6 protein-coding genes and 1 pseudogene are annotated in these 5,700 nt (G+C 66.6%); 2 read left to right on the top strand and 5 right to left on the bottom strand.

The annotated features are described in order from the left end of the window. Positions 1 to 678: trehalose-6-phosphate synthase (locus KZA10_RS06785; protein WP_218682479.1), on the bottom strand; the 678-nt coding region annotated here is incomplete at its 3' end. Between the two features lie 63 nt (positions 679 to 741). Continuing rightward, on the bottom strand, positions 742 to 1,998 hold the full coding sequence (locus KZA10_RS06780; protein ID WP_218682478.1) for an MFS transporter: 1,257 nt from the start codon (positions 1,996 to 1,998) through the stop codon (positions 742 to 744). 369 nt (positions 1,999 to 2,367) lie between these two features. Between KZA10_RS06780 and KZA10_RS06775 the strand changes: the two genes are divergently transcribed. Further along, complete coding sequence (locus KZA10_RS06775) at positions 2,368 to 3,516, top strand: IS30 family transposase (RefSeq protein WP_371861285.1); 1,149 nt, start codon at positions 2,368 to 2,370, stop codon at positions 3,514 to 3,516. Here KZA10_RS06775 and KZA10_RS06770 read toward each other — a convergent pair. Together KZA10_RS06770 and KZA10_RS06765 are read right to left on the bottom strand one after the other, a co-directional pair. Beyond that, the gene (locus tag KZA10_RS06770) at positions 3,511 to 3,759 is read right to left on the bottom strand and encodes a hypothetical protein (protein WP_141385936.1); all 249 of its coding nucleotides are present in this window, start codon (positions 3,757 to 3,759) and stop codon (positions 3,511 to 3,513) included. The two genes, KZA10_RS06775 and KZA10_RS06770, sit on opposite strands and share 6 nt — an antisense overlap. Beyond that, a complete protein-coding gene (locus KZA10_RS06765) occupies positions 3,756 to 4,721 on the bottom strand; it encodes a hypothetical protein (protein WP_218682477.1) in 966 nt (321 codons plus the stop codon). Before KZA10_RS06765 ends, KZA10_RS06770 begins: the two co-directional genes overlap by 4 nt. Positions 4,722 to 4,978: 257 nt before the next feature. Here KZA10_RS06765 and KZA10_RS06760 point away from each other — a divergent pair, with 257 nt between their 5' ends. Then, on the top strand, positions 4,979 to 5,278 hold the full coding sequence (locus KZA10_RS06760) for a hypothetical protein (protein ID WP_141388036.1): 300 nt from the start codon (positions 4,979 to 4,981) through the stop codon (positions 5,276 to 5,278). A gap of 24 nt (positions 5,279 to 5,302) precedes the next feature. Here the strand turns inward: KZA10_RS06760 and KZA10_RS06755 are convergent. Further along, positions 5,303 to 5,700 (bottom strand): annotated as a pseudogene (locus KZA10_RS06755) (acetyl-CoA C-acyltransferase); the annotation flags it as partial.

The raw sequence follows: 5,700 nt of genomic DNA, 5'->3' as shown, positions 1-5,700 counted from the left end.
CTCGCCCTCCCCCTCGGGCACGGCGACGTGCGGACCTTTGACCTCGTAGCGCAGTCGGCGGCGCACGGCGGTGAGGAAGTACGTGGCATCCTGCGCGCGCTGGAAGCCGATCACGTCGGCACCGAGCAGGCCGCGCAGCACCTGATCACGCCAGGGCAGCTGCGCGTACAAACCGTGCGCGGGGAACGGGATGTGGTGGAAGTACCCGATCGTGACGTCGGGGCGCAGCTCACGCACCATCTGCGGCACGAGCTGCAGCTGGTAGTCGTGCACCCAGACCGTGCCCTCCGGCGCCGCAGCAGCAGCCGCCGCCTCGGCGAAACGGCGATTCACGGTGACGTAGGCGTCCCACCACTCGCGGTGGTACTGCGGCGGTGCGATCACATCGTGGTAGAGGGGCCAGATGGTGTCGTTCGCGAAGCCCTCGTAGTACTCGGCGACCTCTTGGGCGCTCAGGGCGACCGGGATGAGATCGATGCCGTCGGCCTCGAAGGGCGCGAGCTCCAGGTCGGCCTGACCCGCCCAACCGACCCAGGCGCCGTGCACGCTGTGCATCATCGGCTCGAGGGCCGCGACGAGGCCGCCGGGGGATGTGCGCCACGCCTCCTCGCCATCGGGGCCCACCACGCGGTCCACGGGCAGGCGGTTGGCGACGACGACGAAATCTGCTGCGGCCACGAGGGCTCCTCCCGGGGGTTTCCTCCAGGCTATCGAGGAACCTCGATTTCCGCGGATCGATCGTCAGGGCTTGACGGGAGCCGCTCGACGCTTCTCACCGCTGAGCATCCAGTTCGCGACTCCCGCGGCGAACGCGATGAACGCGGCGACCATCGGCAGCAGGAGCGCAGCCGGAGTCCCGACGCTCTCGGCGATCTCGCCCGCGAAGGCGGCGCCGATCGACTGCCCGACCACGACGCCGGAGCCCAACATGGTCATGACGGTGGCCGAGCGCCCGCGCGGGCTGCGAGCGGCGCCGAAGCTGTACTGCGTGACGAGTGTGGGGCCGATGCCGATGCCCATGATCGCGAGCGCCACCATCATGGTTCCCGGCGTGTCGACGAAGCCGAGCAGGAGTGTTCCCGCCAGCAGGATGCCCGAGAAGACGAGCCACCGCGCACGCATCGAGAACGCGGCGGGAAGCCACGCGACACCGAGCGCGAGAATCGCGGAGCCGACGCCCATGACGCCGTAGAGGAGGCCGGCCTGCTCTGGTGCACCGCGGTCGGCCATGAACGATGTGAGCGAGGTGAGCATCGTTCCGAAGAAGATCCCGACACCGAGGATGCCGACGACCACGATCAGCAACTGGGGCCGGAACAGCTCGGAGACGGTCGACGGCGCCTTGCCATCCGCATCCCGATCCTGCGAGACGTGCCGTCCGCTGGGGTGCAGGGCGAAAGCCCCCACGAACACCACGGTCAGCACGGCGGCTCCCACCAGCGGCGCCCACGGCGCGATCGCCGAGGCGAGGATGCCGACGATGAAGGGCCCGAAGACGAACACGGTCTCATCGGCGGCCGACTCGTAGGCCATCGTGCCCGATACCGTCTTGGCGCGGCGCCCCTCGGGCATCCGGTCGCTGATGATCGTCACCAGACGCGACCGCGAGAGCGGCGCAACCTGCGGAGCCGTGGCCCCGATGCCGACCGCCGCGAGCAGCACGAAGCCGTCGGCAGCGGTGCCGTAGACGACGAACGTGAACAGCAGGAGCATCGCCCCGTTCGCCATGGCGAGCACCAGCAGCACGGTCCGCGGGCCGAACCGGGCGGCCGCGGCTCCCAGCAGCGGCCCGAAGCAGGCGGTGCCGAGGCCGACGGCTGCGGAGGTGAGCCCGCCCAGCGACAGGGAGCCGCGAGCGGAGACGACCACCGTCAGCACGCCGACCACCATCATGGCGAACGGCAGTCGCGCGATGAAGGCGATGAGGAAGTAGGGAAGGCCGGCGAGATGGAGAAGGCTCGGCTCGGCGAGTTGCTGCGATGTTGTTGCGCGTGTCATGGCTCTCGCGCGTCGAAGACGCGATGTCGGGTGCCGCCGCTGTCCGTCGGAATGCCGACGGCCGGTAGATACACGGTTGTGCGGCCGCGGGCGAGCCGCGACCTGGCCATGATAGCGGGTGCACCCGGGCATCGGCAGGGAGACGCCGGGTCCGTGCTCTCCGCGCGCGCTCGACACGCACGCCGCATTCGACTCGTTCGTCTGCGGACGCTGCGCTTCATCTGCCCCTCCCCTGCCAGCTTGAGTTCCAGTGGTCGTTGCAACACCTGATCGTTTCGGGAGTTGCAGATGGAGTTCGAGATTCGTGTCGTTCGGTCACCTCAAGGGCGGCGGAAGCTGGTGGCGGAGCGTCAGCGCTACTTTGAGCTGATGGAGCAGGGCTATTCCAGCAGGGCGGCCTGTCGGGCCGTTGGTATCAATGTCAAGACCGGACGCGAGTGGCGCAACGGTTCCTCGAAGCGGAACAAGAAGCAGCCCCCAGGATCACCGCACCGCGTGGTCGTGGGGGCTGCTTTGTCGTCACGGTTCCTTTCAGAGGACGAGCGGATCGTGATCGCCGACCGGCGACGAATGGGGTGGGGCGTGCGACAGATCGCCGCAGAGCTGGAGAGATCACCGTCAACGATCAGCAGGGAGCTTCGTCGTAACGGGCATCCCCGCTCGGGTGACTATCGCCCTCATGCCGCTCAGGCGCGGGCTGCGAGCCGTCTCCCGCGCCCGAAGTCAGGAAAGATCGGCCAGAATTCGGAGTTGCGCGCGTACATTCAGGAGAAGCTAGACCAGTGGTGGAGTCCGGAGCAGATCGCGAAGATGCTGCGGGGCGAGTTCCCAGAGAGGTCGGAGATGCACGTGGTCCACGAGACGATCTACCACGCGCTCTACGTTCAAGGGCGCGGAGAGCTGCGTCGGGAGCTCCATCGCGCGCTGCGGACCGGCCGGGCGCGGCGGAAACCTCGCAGGCAAGCCCAGCAGCGTCAGCCCCGCTACCGTGACCCGATGGTCATGATCTCAGAGCGTCCGGCAGAAGTCGAAGACCGCGCCGTCCCCGGCCACTGGGAGGGAGACCTCATCATCGGGAAGAACCAGCGCTCCGCGATCGGCACGCTCGTAGAACGCACCACCCGCTACGTGATGCTCGTCCACCTCCCGGGCGACCGCAGCGCGGAATCCGTGCGAGACGCCCTCACCGCAACCATCGAGCGCCTCCCCACACACCTACGCCGATCGCTCACCTGGGACCAGGGGTCAGAAATGGGCAAGCATAAAGAGTTCACCATCGCAACCGGCGTCCCGGTCTACTTCTGCGACCCCGCTAGCCCCTGGCAGCGCGGCAGCAACGAGAACACCAACGGCTTGTTGAGGCAGTACTTCCCGAAAGGCACCGACCTTTCCGTACACGATCTCACAGAGCTCGACCGGGTTGCGCACGAGCTCAACACCAGACCAAGAAAGACGCTCGGCTGGCAAACCCCAGCCGAGCGTCTTTCGCAGCTCATCGAACTTCGAGTAGGCCTATGAGCCGTGGCGTTCCCGTTCGAGGCGCCTCATCCTGATATCGGTCGCCAGTTCCCAGAATAGGAAGGCAAGGAGCGGGATGATTGATCCTAGCCCGAGCCATTCAGGGCTGCCGCCGTTGCTGATATAGATTGCGTTTCCGATGATCGCGATGATGATCGCCGTGAGGAACAGCGCGAGGCGCAGCGGAGAGAACAGGATCCGCAGTCGCTTGCGGAACGAGTTCTTGTACGACTCTTCGATCATTTGCATGCGTACGTTCCATACCAGGGGACAACGACACTCACGCCGGGAATGTAGGTCAGGAAGCCCTCAAGGCAACGCTTCGGGTTCGAGTTCTGGGCCACTCCCGCCGTGTAGATGGCCGGCCCTCCGGTGGCCAGGCACCCGGCTCCAAGGACCGCAGCACCAGGAGGGCCCGCGATCGCCGCGCCGGCAGCTGCGCAGACCGCGGTGAGCCCGGTCGCACCCCATCCGCCGTTCGCGATCGTGGCTGTCTCCGCACGGTTCCACCGCACACGAACCTGGAGCGGTCCAGTAAGCCCCCATGTCGGGTCAGCGACCACCGGGAATGCAGCGTCTGTGGTGTCGACCTCCTGAGTAAGCACACCGTCGGCAAGCGCATAGTTGGTGGGCACAGCGTTTCCGTTGGCGTCTACTGCCCAAGCCGGCTCGATCTGACCCACGATCGCGTCGACCTCGCTGGTGACGCCATCTGCTTCAACTTCCAACGCGCGAGTGAGGATGACGCTTCCGTCAGGCTGGATCTGTCCATCAATTCCTTCCGGCAGCGGGTAGCCGAAGCTGGTGCTCTGCGAGTCGTCCCACAGCACAGTTGAGATCCGCACACCGCTTTCCAACGGCGTCACCGTCACATCCGGGTGCCCTTCTGCGCCGGCATAGACAGTGGAGCCGTCCCCAGCCACCACACCACCATCAACAGAGACCCCGACAGGAGCAGAAACAGTGAATCCAGAACCATCGGTCCCATGAACACCAATACCGTCGGAAGCATCCTTCGGGACCGTGACGCTGACCGGAGAGTCCGCAGTGAAGTCGGTCGCAGGCACCCCTGCTGACGTTGCAGCGTCTGAGACGAGAGCTGAAACCTGCTCCACGGTCGTGGAATCCTGCGACGTCGCATCATCGGCAACTGCCGGAACGGTAAAAGATGCCATGCCGAGCGCAGATAGCGCCATGGCGGACATGGCGAGTGAGAGCCGTCTGTTACGAATCATGAGTTCTCCGGTTCGTCGCGAGACACCATGCGATGCCTCGCCTCAAGCCTCGCACGCGGAAAGACGATGGTCTGTCCCCTCTTCGGGCGACAGACCATCGTCTATATCCACTTAGATGGAAGGCGCTACATGCGCCGTGTTGCGACGACCATCAGAATTCGCCCAGGATCGGGGAGGGCTTGTCAAGGCTCGGTGCGACCGGGGGTGCGGGAAGGTACCGTGGGGGAATGCGCTACCTCTTCAGCACCGGACTTGTCTCTGCGATCTCCGCCGGGGTCTCCCTGCTGCGCGGCACCCGCGAGCAGCCCGTCACCTGGCGCGCCGTCCTGTCCTGGGTGAGTTGGGCGATCACCATGGCTCTCGCCGTCGGCGCCGTGGTCGACATGAACCGCGAGCGTCGCGGAGTGCGGGTCGACGCCGATTCCCCGCAGTCGGTCAAGAAGGCGAAGAAAGCGCAGCGACTGCAGTTCCGTTCGCAGAAGGCCCTCGCCGACACGCAGGATCACGCCAAGGACGCGCGTCCCTGAGCGCGGTCCCGCCCGCGACTCCCGTCACCGGGTGAGGATGAGCGCCTCGCCCTGACCGCCGCCGCCGCACAAGCCGACGGCTGCCGTGCCTGCGCCTCGACGCGCGAGCTCGTGCGCGACATGCACCACCAGCCTGTTGCCGGAAGCGCCGATCGGGTGGCCGATCGCGATGCCGCCGCCGTGGATGTTCACGATGGCCTCGTCGAGGCCGAGTTCGACCTGCGAACGCGCGACGACCGCACCGAACGCCTCGTTGATCTCCACGAGGTCGAGTTCCGAGGGGGCGATGCCCTGCTTCTCGCACGCGCGCTCGATCGCCCGCGCCGGCTGCGCCTGCAGGGAGTTGTCCGGCCCGGCCGTCTGCCCGCTCGCGCCGACGGTCACGAGCACGGGCCATCCCTTGGCCTGGGCGGTCCGTCTAG

The organism is Microbacterium sp. BF1, assembly GCF_019279095.1.
Lineage (GTDB): Bacteria > Actinomycetota > Actinomycetes > Actinomycetales > Microbacteriaceae > Microbacterium > Microbacterium maritypicum.
The sequence above is the reverse complement of the archived record's forward strand: the minus strand, read 5'-3'. Positions and strand labels throughout refer to the sequence as shown.

What these genes read in the sequence shown, in the direction of transcription:
- KZA10_RS06760 (WP_141388036.1), top strand. Translation starts at nt 4,979, where the DNA reads ATGCGCTACCTCTTCAGCACCGGACTTGTCTCTGCGATCTCCGCCGGG.
- KZA10_RS06770 (WP_141385936.1), bottom strand. Translation starts at nt 3,759, where the DNA reads ATGATCGAAGAGTCGTACAAGAACTCGTTCCGCAAGCGACTGCGGATC.
- KZA10_RS06765 (WP_218682477.1), bottom strand. Translation starts at nt 4,721, where the DNA reads ATGTCCGCCATGGCGCTATCTGCGCTCGGCATGGCATCTTTTACCGTT.
- KZA10_RS06775 (WP_371861285.1), top strand. Translation starts at nt 2,368, where the DNA reads ATGGAGCAGGGCTATTCCAGCAGGGCGGCCTGTCGGGCCGTTGGTATC.
- KZA10_RS06780 (WP_218682478.1), bottom strand. Translation starts at nt 1,998, where the DNA reads ATGACACGCGCAACAACATCGCAGCAACTCGCCGAGCCGAGCCTTCTC.